Origin of the sequence: Streptomyces sp. NPDC025273 (assembly GCF_040638585.1) — a bacterium.
Taxonomy (GTDB): Bacteria; Actinomycetota; Actinomycetes; order Streptomycetales; family Streptomycetaceae; genus Streptomyces; species Streptomyces cinereorectus.
In genome coordinates this window covers 304,844-321,334 of the sequence record NZ_JBEZYP010000001.1, presented here as the reverse complement: position 1 = coordinate 321,334, position 16,491 = coordinate 304,844, and the positions used below count along the sequence as shown (strand labels likewise).

General features: G+C 72.8%; 11 protein-coding genes. 6 read left to right on the top strand and 5 right to left on the bottom strand.

Annotation, left to right across the window (positions count from 1 at the left end; all coding sequences use genetic code 11):
• Positions 1–53 precede the first annotated feature (53 nt).
• The gene (locus tag AB0F38_RS01380; RefSeq protein ID WP_361884958.1) at positions 54–962 is read left to right on the top strand and encodes a LysR family transcriptional regulator; all 909 of its coding nucleotides are present in this window, start codon (positions 54–56) and stop codon (positions 960–962) included.
• Positions 963–1,128: 166 nt separating this feature from the next.
• On the top strand, positions 1,129–2,961 hold the full coding sequence (locus AB0F38_RS01375) for a glycoside hydrolase family 3 protein (RefSeq protein WP_361884956.1): 1,833 nt from the start codon (positions 1,129–1,131) through the stop codon (positions 2,959–2,961).
• Positions 2,962–3,081: 120 nt separating this feature from the next.
• On the opposite strand, the gene AB0F38_RS01370 is transcribed toward AB0F38_RS01375, so the two are convergent.
• From AB0F38_RS01370 to speB, 5 genes are all read right to left on the bottom strand, one after another.
• Positions 3,082–4,566: a S28 family serine protease gene (locus AB0F38_RS01370; protein ID WP_361884954.1), complete on the bottom strand. Its 1,485-nt coding sequence runs from the start codon at positions 4,564–4,566 to the stop codon at positions 3,082–3,084.
• Positions 4,567–4,643: 77 nt separating this feature from the next.
• The gene (locus AB0F38_RS01365; protein WP_361884952.1) at positions 4,644–5,069 is read right to left on the bottom strand and encodes a hypothetical protein; all 426 of its coding nucleotides are present in this window, start codon (positions 5,067–5,069) and stop codon (positions 4,644–4,646) included.
• A 117-nt stretch (positions 5,070–5,186) separates the two neighbouring features.
• Positions 5,187–8,975 carry an ABC transporter ATP-binding protein gene (locus AB0F38_RS01360; RefSeq protein WP_361884950.1) on the bottom strand — a complete coding sequence of 1,263 codons (3,789 nt, stop codon included), beginning with the start codon at positions 8,973–8,975 and terminating at the stop codon, positions 5,187–5,189.
• A gap of 130 nt (positions 8,976–9,105) precedes the next feature.
• Complete coding sequence (locus AB0F38_RS01355) at positions 9,106–10,788, bottom strand: thiamine pyrophosphate-binding protein (RefSeq protein ID WP_361884948.1); 1,683 nt, start codon at positions 10,786–10,788, stop codon at positions 9,106–9,108.
• Complete coding sequence (gene speB / locus AB0F38_RS01350) at positions 10,785–11,762, bottom strand: agmatinase (protein WP_361884946.1); 978 nt, start codon at positions 11,760–11,762, stop codon at positions 10,785–10,787. The genes AB0F38_RS01355 and speB overlap by 4 nt, the downstream gene beginning before the upstream one ends.
• A 156-nt stretch (positions 11,763–11,918) precedes the next feature.
• Here speB and AB0F38_RS01345 point away from each other — a divergent pair, with 156 nt between their 5' ends.
• From AB0F38_RS01345 to AB0F38_RS01330, 4 genes are all read left to right on the top strand, one after another.
• Positions 11,919–13,367, top strand: a complete 1,449-nt coding sequence (locus AB0F38_RS01345; protein ID WP_361884944.1) for a PucR family transcriptional regulator — start codon at positions 11,919–11,921, stop codon at positions 13,365–13,367.
• Positions 13,368–13,487: 120 nt separating this feature from the next.
• Entirely contained in the window at positions 13,488–13,763 is a 276-nt protein-coding gene (locus tag AB0F38_RS01340) for a hypothetical protein (RefSeq protein WP_361884942.1), read from the top strand.
• 167 nt (positions 13,764–13,930) lie between these two features.
• The gene (eccD, locus tag AB0F38_RS01335; RefSeq protein ID WP_361886698.1) at positions 13,931–15,271 is read left to right on the top strand and encodes a type VII secretion integral membrane protein EccD; all 1,341 of its coding nucleotides are present in this window, start codon (positions 13,931–13,933) and stop codon (positions 15,269–15,271) included.
• A 52-nt stretch (positions 15,272–15,323) separates the two neighbouring features.
• On the top strand, positions 15,324–16,484 hold the full coding sequence (locus tag AB0F38_RS01330) for a MinD/ParA family protein (protein ID WP_361884940.1): 1,161 nt from the start codon (positions 15,324–15,326) through the stop codon (positions 16,482–16,484).
• Positions 16,485–16,491 lie beyond the last annotated feature (7 nt).

The window sequence follows — 16,491 nt, the reverse complement described above, 5'->3', positions numbered from 1 at the left end:
GATTTCCTCATGGTTGGATCAACCATTCCTCATGCTTCCGCTCGGAGGTTCCGGTGCTCGACCTGTCCCGGCTGCGCGCGCTGCACGCCGTCTCCGTCCACGGTTCCGTCGCCGGTGCGGCGACCGCGCTCGGCTACACCGCGTCGGCGGTCTCCCAGCAGATCACCAAGCTGGAGCGGGAGACCCGGACGACCCTGCTCGAACGGCGGGGACGCGGAGTGGCGCTCACCGAGGAGGCGCTCCATCTCGCCGCCACGGCACAGCAGTTGCTGGCGATCGTGGAGCGGGCGGAGACGAGCCTGGAGGAGCGCAGGGGGCTGCCCACCGGACGGCTGTCGATCGGCGCGTTCCCGTCGGCGGCGCGGGGGCTGCTGCCGGGTGTGCTGGCGGAGTTGGAGCGCCGCCATCCGGATCTGGACGCACGGCTGAGCGAGGTCGATCCACACCTCTCGGTCGATCTGGTGGCGAAGGGCGTGATCGATCTCGCGGTCGCGCACGACTGGGACATCGCGCCGCTGCCCGCGCCGGAGGGGGTGGCGCAGGCGGTGATCGGTGACGACCGGTGCGATCTGCTGGTGCCGGAGGGGCACGCGCTCATGGGGCGCACGGCCGTGCGGCGGGAGGAGCTGGCGCGGGAGCGGTGGGTGTGCCAGCCGCCGGGCACGGTGTGCCACGACTGGCTCGTACGGACCTTGCGGGCGGCGGGGTACGAGCCGGACATCCGGCACCAGGCCGAGGAGAACCACACCCAGCTGGCCCTGGTCGCCGCCGGGCTCGGCGTGGCGATGATCCCGCGGCTGGGGCGGGGGCCGCTGCCACCGGGTGTGGCGGCGGTGCGACTGGATCCCGTACCGGTGCGGCGGCTGTACGCGCTGTGGCGCTCGGGGGCGGCGCGGCGGCCGGCGATCACGGCGGCGGTGACGGCGCTCGAGGAGCACGGCGCGGCGGTACTGACCGCGTAACGGCGCACCGGCGGCGCCGTGCGGCGCGGGTGTGGGCCATGTCCGGGCATGTCCATCCGCTCTCCCGCGTGTCACCCCCTTTCTCGGGCGGCACTCTTGACTGGTAGTTACTTTCCATATATCCGTACCTTCTTGGAAGTTTCTTTCAGCACCGGAAGGGGCTCACGTGCACCACCGCACCTCCAGACGCACCCTCCTCACCGCCACCGCAGCCACCGCCGTCGCGGCCGCGACCGGCGTCGTCGCCGTCCCCGGCGCCGCTCAGGCGTCCGGCACCTCCACGGACAGCCGCCTCAAGCGGCTCATCGCCCGGATGAGCCTGGAGGAGAAGGTCGGCCAGCTCTTCGTGATGCGGGTGTACGGGCACTCCGCCACCGCGCCCGACCAGGCGGACATCGACGCCAACCTCAGCGAGATCGGGGTCCGCACCGCCGCCGAGCTGATCTCCACGTACCACGTCGGCGGGATCATCTACTTCGCCTGGGCGCACAACACCCGCGACCCGCACCAGATCGCCGCTCTCTCCAACGGCATCCAGCGGGCCGGGCTCGCCGGGCCGACGCCCCTGCCGCTCCTCGTCTCCACGGACCAGGAGCACGGGATCGTCTGCCGCGTCGGCGAGCCCGCCACGCTGCTCCCGGGCGCGATGGCCCTGGGCGCGGGCGGCTCGCGCTCCGACGCGCGCGCGGCGGGCCGCATCGCGGGGGCCGAACTGGCTGCCGTCGGCATCAACCAGAACTACGCCCCGGTCGCCGACGTCAACGTCAACCCGGCCAACCCGGTCATCGGGGTGCGCTCCTTCGGCTCCGACCCCGACTCGGTGGCGGGCCTGGTCGCCGCCCAGGTGAAGGGCTATCAGGGCGCCGGGATCGCCGCCACGGCCAAGCACTTCCCCGGCCACGGCGACACGAACACCGACAGCCACACCGGGCTGCCCTACATCCACCACACCCGCGAGCAGTGGGCCGAGCTGGACGCCCCGCCCTTCCGGGCGGCCGTCGCCGCGGGCATCGACTCGATCATGACGGCGCACATCGTGGTCCCGGCCCTGGACCCCTCGGAGGACCCGGCCACGCTGTCCCGCCCGATCCTCACCGGCATCCTGCGCGAGGAGCTCGGCTACGACGGTGTCGTGGTCACCGACTCCCTCGGCATGGAGGGGGTCCGCACGAAGTACGGAGACGATCGCGTCCCCGTACTCGCGCTGCAGGCCGGCGTCGACCAGCTGCTCAACCCGCCGAATCTGTCCGTGGCCTGGAACGCCGTCCTGGAGGCCGTGAAGAGCGGTGAGATCAGCGTGGCCCGCGTCGAGGAATCGGTCCTGCGCATCCTGCGGCTGAAGGCGAAGCTGGGCCTCTTCCGCGACCCCTACGTCACGGCCCGGGGTGTGGACCGCACCGTCGGCGTCCCCGCCCATCTGGCCGCCGCCGACCGGATCGCCGAGCACACGACCACGCTGCTCGCCAACACCGGTTCGCTGCTGCCGCTGTCCCGCCGGTCCCACCGGAACCTGCTCGTGGTCGGCGCGGACCCGGCCTCCCCGTCCGGCACGACGGGGCCGCCGACCACCACACTCGCCGGGGCCTTCGAGGAGCTGGGGTTCACGGCGACCGTCCTGTCCACCGGCACGGCCCCCTCCCAGGCGAAGATCGCCGAGGCGGTGGCCGCCGCACAGGGCAAGGACGCCGTGATCGTGGGCACGTACAACGTCTCGGCGACCAGCTCCCAGCGCACCCTGGTCAGCGCCCTCGCGGCGACCGGGGTCCCGGTGGTCACGGTGGCGATCCGCAACCCCTACGACATCGCCCGGCTGGCCGGCACCGGTTACACCGCGAGCCTTGCCACGTACTCCTGGACGGACGTCGAACTACGGGCCGCCGCCCGTGTGATCGCCGGACGGGCGGAGCCGGAGGGCAGGCTGCCGGTGCCGGTGCAGCGCGCGGACGCACCCACGCAGACGCTGTACCCGGTCGGCTACGGACTGTCGTACCGGACGTAGCCGGCCTGGGGGGGCGAACCGGCATCGGGAAGGGCGTGCGCCGCGCGCACCGGGTGTGGATCCACCCGGTGCGCGCGGCCGGACGACCGGTCAGGACCCGGCCCGGTCCGGACGGGAGCCCTACGGCCGCAGTGTGCCGCCGTTCCGCTCCAGCTCCGCGTCCCGCTTGTCGAGGCGCGCGTCGAACTTCGCGAGCGGTTTCGCCTTGGCCGGGTCGGCCTCGACGGCCGCCGGGGCCACGCCGGCCCAGCGCAGGATGGCCGCGGTGGCCTTCGCCTTCTCGTCGTCGACGAGACCGGAGACCTTGGCGCCGTGGTTGCCGCCCGGCACCGTGTAGACGTAGCTGTCACGGGCGCCCTTGCCCAGGCGGAAGGGCTCGGCACCCCACGGGTCGTTCTGCCCGTAGACGTACATCATGCGCCGGGCGTTGTTCCTGACCCAGCTGTCGACGTCCCGCATCGCCGAGGGCTGGAACGTCATCGGGATGGAGCGCGGGACGAAGGAGCGCGGCGGCTGGTAGCCGTAGCGGCTCAGGTCGCCCAGCCAGGGCTGGGCGATGTCGGGCGAACCGAGCTGGGTGCCCGCCTGGTAGTAGTACGGCGTGTACGCCTCCAGGCCCTGGTCGGCGTAGGCGGAGAAGCCGGAGATGGCGTCGACCGAGTCCCAGATCTCCTCGTCGGTGGCGTACGGGGCGTCGGCCGGCAGGGACGCGCAGTCGGCGACCTTGCTGTACTGCCAGAACGCCCAGACGTAGTCCATGACGACGGCTTCGTAGGCCTTGTCGAGCGACCCGACGGTGTCGAAGGTGTAGCCGTTCTCGGCGGCGTACGCCTCGTACTTCTTCCCCAGCTGCTCGCGCCGGACGAGGGCCTCGCGCTGGACTCCGGTCAGCCGGTCGCGGCACTCCTGGGTGCCGACCTTCGCGAAGAACCGGTCGTACGCCGAGTCCTCCTTGTTCACCACGTCGTTGGGCGCGACATAGGCGACGACGCCGTCCATGTCCTTCGGGTAGAAGCGCTCGAAGTAGGTGGCGGTCATGCCGCCCTTGGAGCCGCCGGTGGTCAGCCAGTTCTCGGAGTAGATCTTCTTCAGCGCGGTGAAGACGCGGTGCTGGTCGCTGGCGGCCTGCCAGATGTCGAGCTTCGACCAGTCGGCGGGCTCCGGGCGGGACGGGGTGAAGAAACGGTACTCCAGGGAGACCTGGTTACCGTCGATGATCTGCGTCGGCTCACTGCGGCTGGGATTGGTGGAGACGTGGTAGCCGCTCGTGAAGAAGACCGTCGGACGGGTCGTGTCCTTGTGCAGCAGGGTGATCCGCTGCTGGAAGGTGCCCTTGGACGGCTGCTTGTGGTCGATCGGCTGGGTGTACTCGAGGACGAAGAAGCGGTAGCCGGGGTAAGGCTTCTCCTGGATCAGACTCATTCCCGGGATGGCCAGGATGCGGTCCTTGATGTCCTCGCTACTGCTCTCGCTGCTGCTGGTGAAGCCGCTGCTCTGCTTCGCGGTCGGTTCCGCGGCGGTAGCCGCACCGGCCGAGGCTCCCGTCGCACTCACCGTGCCTATGAGCACCGCGAGCGACAGAACCCCTCTGAGCGCCTTGCGCATGCACCCTCCCCTTGATTCACGACAGACGCCGTGAACCTAGCGGGGGTAACACCTGCCACGCCAGACCCGGCCGGATCTCAGCACAGGATCCACCCGGTGGATCCGGACACCCCGGCGACGGAACCGGACGCGCGGACGCAGCGGTTCAGCGCGTGGACCGTGACCGGCCCGGCCAGTTTCGTGAAGTTCCCGCTGTCGACGGCCGCCCGGCCGCCGCGCGGCTGCAGCGACACCCGCATCGCGCGGCGCGTGCCCGGCTTCTTGGCGACGGTGACGGCGCACGCGTAGGCGCGGCTCTCGTAGACGCGCAGCGAACCGGTGGAGAACGTCACCTTCTTGACCAGCCGTCCGGAACACGCCGACGCGGCGTGCGCCTGAGTCGCCCCGGAGGTGCCCTGGACCAGGCCGACCGCCCCGAGCAGGGGCAGGACGAGCAGTCCGGCGCCCACCCGCCTGGCGACGGATCCTCCCGACGGTCGCGACGACCTCAGCGGTCTCACCATCCCGGCCACCCCACCTGTTCCATCGGACCTCCGGCCTTCGTGCACACATAGGTACGCATGTGCGTACGACGCGCGGGGCGGGCGGAAAGGTTCCCTCCGGCGGGCGGACGCCGGGCGTCACACACCCGCCGGGGCGTCCTCTCCTACGTCCTCTCCTACGAAGGTGCGCCACAGCCGCGCGTACCGGCCTTCCCTGGCGAGGAGTTCGTCATGCGTGCCGTCCTCGGCGACCCTGCCGTGGGCCATCACCACGACCCGGTCGGCGCGGGCCGCCGTCGTCAGCCGGTGGGCGACGACGAGCGTGGTGCGGCGGCCGGTGAGCCGGTCGGTGGCCTGGTTGACCAGGGCCTCGCTGGCGAGGTCCAGGGAGGCGGTCGCCTCGTCGAGCAGCAGGATGTCGGGGTCGACCAGCTCGGCGCGGGCGAGGGCGATCAGCTGGCGCTGGCCGGCCGAGAGGTTGCGGCCGCGTTCGGCGACCTCGTGCAGGTAGCCGTCCTCCAGGGTGGCGATCATCTCGTGCGCCCCGACCGCCCGGGCCGCCGCCTCCACCTGGGCGTCGGTGGCCTCGGGCCGCCCGTAGGCGATGGCGTCACGGACCGTGCCCGCGAAGAGGTAGGCCTCCTGCGGTACGACGCCGAGCCGGTGCCGGTACGCGGTCATGTCGAGGGTGCGCAGATCCGTACCGTCCACGGTGACGCGCCCGTCCGTCGGGTCGTAGAACCGGGCGACGAGCTTGACCAGGGTGGACTTGCCGGCGCCCGTCTCACCGACGAAGGCGACCGTCTGGCCGGCCGGGATCCGCAGGTCGATGCCGGTGAGGGCCTCCTCCTTCACGGTCGCGTCGTCGAGCGATCCGTACGCGAACGACACGTCCTCGAACGCGATGTCGCCGTGCAGCGACGTCACGTCCTGCGGCCGGTCGTGGTCGGCCGTGGACGTCGGCTCCCGGAGGAGCTCCTGGATCCGGCCGAGCGAGACGGTGGCCTGCTGGTAGCCGTCGAAGACCTGGGACAGCTGCTGCACGGGGGCGAAGAACAGCTCGATGTAGAGCAGGTAGGCGACCAGCGCACCCGTCGTCAGCGTGCCGTCGTCGACGCGTCCCGCACCGACGATCAGCACGGCGGCCGCCGCGACCGAGGCCAGCAGCTGCACGAACGGGAAGTAGACGGAGATCAGCCACTGCCCGCGCACCCGGGCCTGGCGGTAGTGGTCGCTGCGCGTCGCGAACCGCTCGGCGCCGTCGTGCTCGCGCCGGAACGCCTGCACGATCCGCAGCCCGGAGACGGACTCCTGGAGGTCGGCGTTGACGACGCTGATGCGTTCACGCGCGAGCTCGTACGCCTGGACGCTCTTGCGGCGGAAGAAGAACGTGCCGACGACCAGCACCGGCAGCGTCGCGAAGACGACCAGGGCCAGCTGGACGTCGAGGGCGAGGAGCACGACCGAGATGCCGAAGAAGGTGACGACGGAGACGAAGGCGGTGACCAGACCGGTCTGCAGGAAGGTCGACAGCGCGTCGACGTCCGTCGTCATGCGGGTCATGATCCGGCCGGTCAGCTCGCGCTCGTAGTAGTCGAGGCCGAGGCGCTGGAGCTGCGCGAAGATCTTGAGGCGCAGGGAGTACAGGACGCGTTCGCCGGTACGGCCCGTCATGCGGGTCTCCCCGATCTGCGCCGCCCACTGGACGAGGACGGCCAGCAGACCGAGTCCCGCCGCCGCCCAGACCGCGCCGAGCGCCATCTGGGTGACGCCGTCGTCGATGCCGTGCCGGATCAGCACGGGCAGGAGCAGGCCCATGCCCGCGTCCACGGCGACCAGGCCCAGGCTCACCAGCAGCGGCAGCCCGAAGCCGCGCAGCAGCCTGCGCAGCCCGTACGACTCCTCCGGCCGGACGGCGCTCGCCTCGTCGATGCCGGGGGTGTCGGTGGCGGGAGGCAGCGCTTCGACCTGCGCGAGCAGCTCCGGGGTGGCGGGCATCCCGGCCGCCGCCGCGTCACGCGGCTCCTCCTTGCGGATCCACAGCTCGGGGGTGATGCCGCGCTCGGCGTCGAACTCGGCGTCCAGCTCCTCGTGGAGCGCGCGGTCGTCGTCCTCGGGCAGCCCGGCCGTGACCGCCTGGTGGCCCGGTGAGGTGCCGCCCAGCTCGTCCGGGTCGGTGAGCAGCCGCCGGTAGAGCGCGGAGCGCTCCTCCAGCTCCGCGTGCGTGCCGATGTCGGCGAGCCGTCCCCGGTCGAGGACGGCGATGCGGTCCGCGAGGCCGAGGGTGGAGCGGCGGTGCGCTATCAGCAGGGTGGTGCGGCCGGCCATGACCTGCGCCAGGGCCTCGTGGATCTCGTGCTCCACCCGGGCGTCGACGGCGGAGGTGGCGTCGTCGAGGAGGAGCAGCCGGGGGTCGGTGAGGATGGCGCGGGCCAGCGAGACACGCTGGCGCTGGCCGCCGGAGAGGGTGAGCCCGTGCTCACCGACCTTGGTGTCGTACCCGTCGGGCAGCTCGGAGATGAAGCCGTGGGCCTGGGCGGCGCGTGCGGCCCGCTCGATCTGCTCCCGGGTGGCTCCGGGGACCCCGTAAGCGATGTTGGCGCCGACCGACTCGGAGAAGAGGAAGCTGTCCTCCGGGACGAGTCCGATCGCGGCCCGGAGCGAGTCCTGGGTCAGCTCGCGGACGTCGTGGCCGCCGACCAGGACGGCGCCGTGCGTCACGTCGTAGAAGCGGGGCAGCAGGAGCGAGACGGTGGACTTGCCGCTGCCGGAGGCACCGACGACGGCGACGGTCTCGCCGGGCTCGATGGTGAGGGAGAACCCGTCGAGCACGGGGCGGTCGGCGGCGTACCCGAAACGGACGTCCTCGAACTCGACTCTCGCCGGGGCGTCGGCGGGGAGCTCCTTCGTGCCGTCGCGCATGGACGGCTCGGTGTCGATCAGCTCCAGGACGCGCTCCACTCCGGCGCGGGCCTGCTGGCCGACGGTGAGGACCAGGGCGAGCATCCGGACGGGGCCGACGAGCTGGGCGAGGTAGGTGGAGAAGGCGACGAACGTACCGAGGGTGATCTCGCCGCGGGTGGCGAGCCAGCCGCCCAGCGCCAGCATCGCGACCTGGCCGAGGGCGGGGACGGACTGGAGGGCGGGGGTGTAGCGGGAGTTCAGCCTGATGGTGCGCATCCGGCCCGCGAAGAGCCTGCGGCCGACCTCACGGAGCTTGCCGGTCTCCTGCTCCTCCTGCCCGAACCCCTTGACGACCCGCACCCCGGAGACGGCCCCGTCGACCACTCCGGCTACGGCGGCGGCCTGGCCCTGGGCGTACCAGGTGGCGGGGAAGAGGCGGGTGCGGGAGCGGCGGGCGATGAACCAGAGGGCGGGGGCGACGGCGAGGGCGACGAGGGTCAGGGGCAGCGACAGCCACGCCATGATCACCAGGGAGATGAGGAAGAGCAGGATGTTCCCGATGGTCATCGGGAGCATGAAGAGGAGCCCTTGGATCAGCTGCAGGTCGCTGGTGGCCCGCCCGACGACCTGCCCGGTGGACAGCTCGTCCTGCCGCTTCCCGTCCAGCCGGGTGAGGGTCGTGTAGATGTCCGTCCGCAGGTCGTGCTGGACGTCGAGGGCGAGCCGGCCGCCGTAGTAGCGGCGGATGTACGTGGCGACGTAGACGAGGACGGCCGCCCCGATGAGCAGCCCGGTCCAGACGCCGAGGGAGCGGGTGTGGTCGACGACGACGTCGTCGATGATCACCTTGGTGATGAGCGGTACGAGGGCCATCACGGCCATGCCGGCGAGCGACGAGCCCAGGGCCAGCAGGACGTTGCGCCGGTAGCGCCAGGCGTACCCCGTCAGCCGCCGGCCCCAGCTCTGCGGCTCCGCGCCTTGTTCCGGGCCCTGTTTCGCGCCCTGTTCCTTCGCGACCGCCACCCCGTGCCTCCCGTTCGCCCCACCACATCGCCGGACCTACCGCACGACACCAACACGCTCAGCTGCGGATTTCATCCCGCCGCAACGATTCCGGGCCCATGGCCGGGCGCCGGGCGGGCCGCCGACCCGGCTACAGGTGCGTCGGCTCGAACATCTTCAGCAGCGCGGGAAGCACCACGACCGACGGCCCCGGAGCCGCCAGGGCCTTGCCCAGGTCGGTGGCCAGGGTCTCCGGTGTCGTGCGGACGGCGGGGACGCCGAAGGACCCGGCCAGGGCCACGAAGTCCGGGCGGGAGAGCTCCGTCGCCGTGGCCTCGCCGAAGGCGCCCGTCATGTACTCGCGCAGGATGCCGTAACCGCCGTCGTCGACGATCAGCCAGGTGACGGCCAGGTCGTGCTGCCGGGCGGTGGCGAGCTCGGCGATCGAGTACATCGCGCCGCCGTCCCCGGAGACCGCGAGGACCGGCTTCGTGGGGTCGGCCACCGCGGCGCCGAGCGCGGCCGGGAAGGCGTAGCCGAGGCCGCCCGCGCCCTGTGCCGAGTGCATGGTGTTCGGGTGGCGGGCGTCGAAGGCGGACCAGGCCCAGTAGGCGAGGATCGTCATGTCCCAGAAGCTGGGCGAGGTGTCGGGCAGCGCCTCCCGGACGGACGCGAGCACCTGCTGTTCCAGGGTGAGGTCCTGGGCGGCGATCCGGTCGTGGACGGCCCGCAGCACCGTCCGGACGCGCTCGGCGGCGGTGTCGTCCGGGCGGGCCTCCACCGTGTCGAGGAGGTCGGAGAGGGCCTCGCGGGCATCGGAGTGGATGCCGAGTGCGGGGTGGTTGGACTCCAGCTTCCCGGCGTCCGCCTCGATCTGGACGACCCGGCCGCGCGGCGCGAACGTGTGGTAGTTCGAGGAGAGTTCACCGAGCCCGGAGCCGACGACCAGCAGCACGTCCGCGGACTCCAGGAAGTCCGTGGTGTGCCGGTCCTCCAGCCAGGACCGGAGCGAGAGCGGGTGCTCCCAGGGGAAGGCGCCCTTGCCGCCGAAGGTGGTGACGACGGGGGCGTTGATCCTCTCGGCGAGCGCGCGCAGCTTGCCGCTCGCGTCGGACCGTACGACGCCGCCGCCCGCGATGATCGCGGGCCGCTCGGCGTGCGACAGCAGACGGGCCGCGACGAGGGTCAGCTCCGGGCGCGGGTACACCTCGCGCGGGGTTGCGTCGAGGGCGCTGACGGGCGGCAGGACCGTCTCGGCGAGCAGCACGTCCTGCGGGATCTCCACCCAGACGGGCCCGTGCGGGGCGGTGAGCGCGGACTCCCAGGCGGCGGCGATCGCGGACGGGATCTGCGAGGCCGTGCGCACGGTGTGCACGGATTTCACGATGTCGCGGAACGAGGACCGCTGGTCGCGCAGTTCGTGCAGATAGCCGTGGCGCCCGCCGCCGAGCCCGGCGGTCGGGATCTGGCTGCAGACCGCCAGCACGGGCGCGGACGCCGCCGCCGCCTCCTGGAGCGCGGCCAGCGAGGTCAGCGCACCGGGTCCGGTGGACAGGAGCAGCGGGGCGACCTCGCCGGTGATCCGGCCGTAGGCGTCGGCGGCGAAGCCGGCGTTGTTCTCGACGCGCAGACCGACGTACGTGAGGCAGGAGCGGCGCAGTGCGTCGAACATGCCCAGCGCGTGCTGGCCGGGCAGTCCGAAGACGGTGGTGGCGCCGAGGCCTTGGAGGGTCTCGGTCACGAGGTCGCCGCCGTTGCGTCCGGGCGGGGTGTTCAACGCCGCCTCGGCCTGTGCGGGGGTGAGCCGCGGCCGGTCGTCGTGGTCGTGGCTCACCTGCCCCGCGCTCCCTTCTCGGCCGCGATCTGGCGGGCCATGATCGTCGTCAGCTCGTAGGCGGTGTGGGAGGCGGCGACGGAGGTGATCTCCGCGTGGTCGTAGGCGGGGGCCACCTCGACCAGGTCGGCCGAGACCAGGTGGCAGGAGGTCAGGCCGCGCAGGATCTCCAGGAGCTCGCGCGAGGTGAGGCCGCCGGCCTCGGGGGTGCCGGTGCCGGGGGCGTGCGCCGGGTCCAGGACGTCGATGTCGATGGAGATGTAGAGCGGCCGGTCGCCGATGCGCTGCCGCAGTTGGTCGGCGATCTCGTCGACGCCGCGCCGCATGACGTCGGCGGAGGTGACGATGCCGAAGCCCATCCTGGCGTCGTCGGTGAGGTCCTTCTTGCCGTACAGCGGGCCGCGCGTACCGACGTGGGAGAGGGCCTCGGTGTCGAGGATGCCCTCCTCGACGGCCCGGCGGAACGGGGTGCCGTGGGTGTACTCGGCGCCGAAGTAGGTGTCCCAGGTGTCCAGGTGCGCGTCGAAGTGGAGCAGGGCGACGGGACCGTGCTTCTTGGCGACGGAACGCAGCAGGGGCAGCGCGATGGTGTGGTCGCCGCCGAGCGTCATCAGGCGGGCGCCGGTGGAGAGCAGGTCGTCGGCGGCGGCCTCGACCGTGTCGACGGCCTCGTTGATGTCGAACGGGTTCGCGGCGATGTCCCCGGCGTCGGCGACCTGGGCGAGGGCGAAGGGGGAGGCGTCCTGAGCCGGGTTGTAGGGGCGCAGGAGCCGGGAGGCCTCACGGATGGCGTTGCCGCCGAAGCGGGCGCCGGGGCGGTAGGAGACGCCGCTGTCGAAGGGCACGCCGACGACGGCGACATCGGCGGAGCCGACCTCGTCGAGCCGGGGCAGCCGGGCGAACGTCGCGGGACCGGCGTACCGCGGGATGCGGGAGGAGTCGACGGGGCCGCGCGGCGCTTCGTTGCTGCTCATGGGGCGGGGTGCCTTTCCTTCGGGCTCTACGGGTGGTGCGCCGCGTGGGGGCGCCCCGGGCACGGGTCGTGCCCGGTGAAGACGGTAGGTGGCGGGAAGCCCACGCTGAAGTGTACGTTTCATCCACTCTCGGCCCACCGAACGGATGGAACATCCATGCCGGACTCCGCCGCCGGACCTCCGGCGCCGCCGACCCCGCCGGTCCCGCTGACCGAGCTGCTGGCCCGGGAGGAGCTGGGGCTGCGCAGGATCGCCGGACCGGACCGGGCGGACCTGCTGTGGGTGCACACCTCCGAGATGGCCGATCCGTATCCGTATCTGCTCGGCGGTGAGCTGCTGCTGAGCGCCGGGGTGCTGCTCACCGACGCGGACACGTATGTGGCCCGGCTGGTGGAGGCGGGGGCGGCGGCGCTCGGTTTCGGGGTGGCGCCGGTGCACGACGCGGTGCCGGCCGCGCTGGTGGAGGCCTGCGACCGGCACGGGCTGCCGCTGCTGGAAGTGCCCCCGCAGACCCCCTTCACCGCGATCGCGCGCGCGGTGTGGCGGCTGATGGCACAGGCCCGTCACCGCGAGCTGCGCCGGGTGACCCGCGCCCAGCAGGCCCTGGCCGCCGCCGCGGCGCGCCCCGACCCGGTGCCCGCGGTGCTGCACCAGCTCGCCGTACAGCTGGAGGGCCGGGTGGTGCTGCTCACGGCGCGGGGCGAGGAGCTGCACGCGGCGGGCGGCGCTCCGCCGCCACAGGAGCGTGCCGCCCTGGCCCGGCTGTCCCGGGTGGTCTCCTCCGGCCGACGGGCCTCGCCCGCCTCCGCGACCGACACCCTGGACGGCGCGCAGCTGGCCGCCTACGCGCTGGGCGGCGGCCAGGGCCTGGCTCTGGGCCTGGCCACCCGCCGGCGCGGTCCCGGCGACCACACCGTCGCCCAGATCGCCGTCGTCCTGCTCGCCCTGCTGACCGCCCCGCACCAGGGCGTGGACGCGGCGGGCCGCTCGGCGGCGCTCGTACGGATGCTGCTGGGGGCGTCCCCGGGGGAGGCGGCCCCGCTCCTGGCCGACGACGGCGCTCCCTGGACGGTGGTGCATGCCCGCCGCGCGGACGGCGCGGTCCCCGACCCGCTCACCGCCGGGTCCCTCGGTACGTCGCTGGGCTCCGCCCTGGTCGACGCGGACCGCGAAACGGTACGGGTCCTGCTCACCGGCCCTCGCGAGGTGACGGCGCGGACGGGCTGGGTCCTCGGTGCCTCCGCCCCCTCCCCCGTCACGGCCCTGCCCACGGCCGACACCCAGGCGGCCCGCGCCCTGGGCCGCGCGGAGGCCACCCGTTCCCCGCTGGCCACGCACCGTCCGGGCGTCGGAGGCCTGGCCGGCCTGATCCCCGCCGACCGGGCGGAGGCGCACGCCCGCACCCTGCTGGCCCCGCTCACCGGACCCCTGGCCGAGACCCTGCGCTGCTGGCTGAGCCTGCACGGCAGCTGGGACCGGACGGCCGTGGCCCTCAGGGTCCACCGCAACACGGTCCGCCAGCGCATCGCCCGGTGCGCGGCGCTGCTGGACGCGGATCTGGACGACATGGACGTACGGACGGAGCTGTGGTTCGCGCTGCGCTGACGAAGGGCCGGGCCATGGGCGACGGAGCCTCGGACGGCTGGAAAGCAGGCGCCCCTGAGGTGCACCGCCTCGTACCGATGCCTTATGTTGCACAGGCAAAGCGAGGGGGGCGGAAGCGGAATGGCACGGGATTACGACAGCCAACTGCTGGAATCGGTGGGGGTACGCCGCCGGCGGATGCGGGACGCGCTCCTGTTCGGTGCGCAGCGGGCACGGCGTACGGCGGACGAACGGCTCGGGAAGGCATTCGCGGGGGTCGCTGTCGCGGCTGTCCTGTGCGCGGGATGCGTGGGGTGGTCCTTTCTCCAGCACACCCTGGCGGAACAGCAGGCGGAGCAGCAGCGTCGGACCCAGGAGTACGAGCAGCCCGCGACCGCGCCGGAACCGGCGAAATAGCCCTGCCCGAGGGGGATCCGGAAAGAAGCCGGACAGGTCGCCAGGTTTCCCGGGCCCGCGGCGAGCCTTCTCCGGGAATGGTGGAGAACGACCCTACCGCTGTACGCAGTTGGCCCGGAATCTCCCTACATCGCGATGATAGGTTGCCGTAAGTGGCGAGCACAGCAATGACATCCCGGACGGAACTGAGCCGGGTGACCCTGGTCGGCGAACGGCGTCGGGCCGACATCGTCCTGCCCTCCGACACACCGATCGGGCAATTGCTGCCGGACATTCTCCAGTTGCTCGACGACCGGGTCGCCTCGCGCCCGCTGACCCGGCAGTTGCTGACGTCCGACGGCTCGGCACTGCCGCACGACAGCACTCTGGCGTCGGCCGGGATATCCGACGGCGCCGTGCTCCGGCTCGTCAGGTCCCATGCCGCGCCCCCCGCCCCCGTCGTGCATGACGTCACGGACCAGGTGGCCGACGACCTCGATCTGCGGGCCTGGCGCTGGCGTCCGGTCGCACGCCGGACCAGTGCGGGTGTGGCGACCACCGTCTTCGCGGTGATCGCCGCGCTGCTCGCTCGCCAGGAGTTCTCGCTCGGCGCCCTCGCCGGTGTCCTCGCCCTGGTCACGTTCGTTCTCCTGACCGCTGGTGCGCTCGCCGCCAGGGCGAAGCAGGGCAACCTCGGGCTGGCCACCGCGCTGCTGTCCGTCTCCGGCGGTCTCGGGGTGCTCACCGCCTGGACCGCGGCCGACGCGTACGACTGGGCGGGAGCCGTTCGTCTGGCCGCCGTCGCGGGCGCGCTGGTCCTGACGCTGGTGCTGCTCGGATATTTCTCGCCGCTCGGCCGCGGCGGGCTGATCGGCGCCGCGGCGACCGCCTCGATCACCGTGGTGTGGGAATGCGCTGCCGCCCTCCAGCAGGACCCGGTCCGGCTGGGAGCCGCCATGGCGGTCTTCTCCGTCGTGCTGCTCGGAGTGCTGCCGAGAATCGCCCTGATGGCGTCCGGACTCACCGCACTCGACGACCGCCGCTCCGGCGGCGTCTCCGTCAGCCGTCACGAGGTGGGCAACGCCCTCGCGGCCACGCACCGGGGACTGGCACTCGCGACGCTGGTCACCGCCGTCTCGGCGGCCGCGGCCGGCTGGCTGCTCGCCTCGGCCGGGCAGCCGACCGCGTGGACGGTGGTGCTGGCCTCGGTGGTCGCCGTGGTGCTTCTGTCGAGGGCACGTGCGTTCCCCCTGGTCGTGGAGGTGGTGGCGCTCGTAGCCGCCGCCGGAGTCCTCCTCGTACGCCTGATGACGCTGTGGACGCAGCATGCCGGGGGCGCGGGGGCGATCGCCGTGCTCGGTGCGGCAGCGCTGCTGCCCCTGCTGGTGCTGGCGTTCGAGCCGCCGGAGCATGTGCGGGTCCGGCTGCGCCGCACCGCGGATCTGGTCGAATCGATCGGCATGGTGGCCCTCTTCCCGCTCGCTGTGGGTGTGTTCGGTGTGTTCGGACAGCTGCTCGACAAGTTCTGAGTCAACGTGCGGGCGCTCCGCTGAGGCGGGGCGGTGGAGGGGAAAGACGGACATGCCGAACACGGACAACTGGCAGGGCGACGTACTGCGCGACCTGAGGGGCGCGGCCGCGCCCACCGGGCGGGGCGGCACCGGCCCCGCCCCCGGCAGCGACACTCCCGCGTCGGGGCCCGGTCTGTCCCCGCCGCCGGACGCCGCTCGTGCGGTCGCTCCGCCCGAGCACCCGGGCGGGCAGGGCAGGGAACAGCCGGCTGCCTCCCCCTCCACCCCCGCCGGCAGGCCGCCCCGTACCGCCCCCGACTCCCGGCCCGTGACGGACGACGGCCTGGCCGGAGCGGTGCGCACGCCGCGGCACGGCGAGCCCTTCGCGTCCCGGGCGGTGCGCGGTTTGCGCCGAATCGTTTCCTCGTCAGCGGCGCGCGAGGTGGCCGAGATCACCCGCACCGCCGAGCGCCTCCAGCACCCCGTGACGACCGGCCGACAGATCGCCGTCACCTCGATCAGGGGTGGCGCCGGCAAGTCGACCGTCGCCGCGCTGCTCGGCACCACGTACGCGCACTACAGGCAGGACCCCGTCCTGCTCGTCGAGGCGGACCCGGCACTCGGCTCGCTGCCGCTGCGGCTCGGCGCCCAGTCGTTGCGCTGGACCACCGGCGACATGGCGGGCATCGTCGAGCCACAGATGTCCCTGCTCGACGTCACCGGCTATCTCGTCCAACTCCCCGGCAAGGCCTGGCTGCTGCCCGGCAGTCAGGGCCGGATCGGCGCGATGCTGGACACCAGGGCCTACGAGCGGGTGATGGTCTCCCTGCGGCGCTACTTCGGCGTGACGGTCGTCGACTGCGAGACGCTGCCCGCCGAGGTCGCCCGGGTCGCGCTCTCCGCGTCCCAGGCCCGTGTACTGACCGCCCCGGCCACGCTGGAGGGCATCACGAGCACCCACAACGTGCTCGAGTGGATCCAGGCGCTGCCCCGCCATGTGATCGAGGGCACGGTCGTCGTACTCACCGAACAGACGCCCCGGCCGGGAATCGACCTCGACAAGGCCGCGCGGAAGCTCGCGTCCACCGGGGCGAGCGTCCAGGTCCTCCCGTTCGACCGCCATCTGGCCGCCGGCGGGGCGATCCGTACCGAGCTGCTCGCGCACGCGACGCGGCAGGCCGTCACCCGGCTCGCCGCGGACGTGTTCGAACTGTCGCAGAAGCGTCGCTGACCCCATG

Bases quoted from the DNA above. Each gene is read 5' to 3' on its own strand.
- AB0F38_RS01345 (WP_361884944.1), top strand. From the start codon at position 11,919: ATGCCGGACTCCGCCGCCGGACCTCCGGCGCCGCCGACCCCGCCGGTC.
- speB (WP_361884946.1), bottom strand. From the start codon at position 11,762: ATGAGCAGCAACGAAGCGCCGCGCGGCCCCGTCGACTCCTCCCGCATC.
- AB0F38_RS01340 (WP_361884942.1), top strand. From the start codon at position 13,488: ATGGCACGGGATTACGACAGCCAACTGCTGGAATCGGTGGGGGTACGC.
- AB0F38_RS01330 (WP_361884940.1), top strand. From the start codon at position 15,324: ATGCCGAACACGGACAACTGGCAGGGCGACGTACTGCGCGACCTGAGG.
- AB0F38_RS01370 (WP_361884954.1), bottom strand. From the start codon at position 4,566: ATGCGCAAGGCGCTCAGAGGGGTTCTGTCGCTCGCGGTGCTCATAGGC.
- AB0F38_RS01365 (WP_361884952.1), bottom strand. From the start codon at position 5,069: ATGGTGAGACCGCTGAGGTCGTCGCGACCGTCGGGAGGATCCGTCGCC.
- eccD (WP_361886698.1), top strand. From the start codon at position 13,931: ATGACATCCCGGACGGAACTGAGCCGGGTGACCCTGGTCGGCGAACGG.